The sequence below is a fragment of the Candidatus Palibaumannia cicadellinicola genome (genome assembly GCF_002855795.1).
Lineage (GTDB): Bacteria > Pseudomonadota > Gammaproteobacteria > Enterobacterales > Enterobacteriaceae > Baumannia > Baumannia cicadellinicola_C.
This window is the reverse complement of record NZ_NJPO01000014.1, coordinates 1-1,091: the sequence shown is the minus strand read 5'-3', so window position 1 is coordinate 1,091 and position 1,091 is coordinate 1. Positions and strand designations below refer to the sequence as shown.

Below are 1,091 nucleotides of genomic sequence, written 5' to 3'. Positions count from 1 at the left end.
TCAAGTCATCATGGCCCTTACGAGTAGCCTACACACGTGCTACAATGGGGCATACAAAGAGAAGCAAACTTGCAAAAGTTAGCAAATCTCATAAAATGCTTCGTAGTCCGGATTGGAGTCTGCAACTCGACTCTATGAAGTCGGAATCGCTAGTAATCGTGGATCAGAATGCCACGGTGAATACGTTCCCGGGCCTTGTACACACCGCCCGTCACACCATGGAAGTGTATTGCAAAAGAAGTTAGTAGCTTAACCTAATTATGTTAGGAGGGCGCTTACCACTTTGTGATTCATGACTGGGGTGAAGTCGTAACAAGGTAACCGTAGGGGAACCTGCGGTTGGATCACCTCCTTACTAAAAGTAAAATTACGATTTGTGACGTGTCCACACATATTATCTATAAAGATTATAACTATCATTTTATTAAATTTAAAAGTCCCCTTCGTCTAGTGGTCTAGGACGTTGCCCTTTCACGGCAGCAACAGGGGTTCAACTCCCCTAGGGGACGCTATTAATTTTATTAAACTAATAATGTTCTTTAACAATTTAAACAATCAATTTAGTAAAAAATATTACAACTTAAATCAAAAAGTTAAGTAATAGTAATCATTACTAACTTTAAATATTTTAGGGTTGTGAGGTTAAGTAACTAAGCGTACATGGTGAATGCCTAGATAGTCAGTGGCGATGAAGGACGTACTAATCTGCGAAAAGCGTCGGTAAACGGATAAGACGTGTTATTAACCGGCGATTTCCGAATGGGAAAACCCGATATAAAATATCTTTATATCATTATTAAGTAAATTCATAGCTTAATAAAGCTAACCAGGAGAACTGAAACATCTAAGTATCCTGAGGAAAAGAAATCAACCGAGATTCCCTTAGTAGTGGCGAGCGAACAGGGACCAGCCTATAAGCTATTTATCAGTTAATAAATTAGAAAAATATTCTGGAATAGAATAGCAATAAAAGGTGATAGCCCTCTATTCAAAAATTTATTTTCTGTGAGCTTAAAAAGTAGGACGGGACACGTGGTATCCTGTCTGAAGATGGGGGGACCATCCTCCAAGGCTAAATACTCCTGACAAGA

At 39.0% G+C, this 1,091-nt stretch carries 1 tRNA gene and 2 rRNA genes; all 3 read left to right on the top strand.

Annotated elements, in window-relative coordinates:
* Nucleotides 1–355: ribosomal RNA gene (locus CEX73_RS00320) — 16S ribosomal RNA — on the top strand; the annotation flags it as partial.
* An 81-nt stretch (nucleotides 356–436) separates the two neighbouring features.
* Nucleotides 437–509, top strand: a tRNA-Glu gene (locus CEX73_RS00315).
* Nucleotides 510–640: 131 nt separating this feature from the next.
* Nucleotides 641–1,091: ribosomal RNA gene (locus CEX73_RS00310) — 23S ribosomal RNA — on the top strand; the annotation flags it as partial.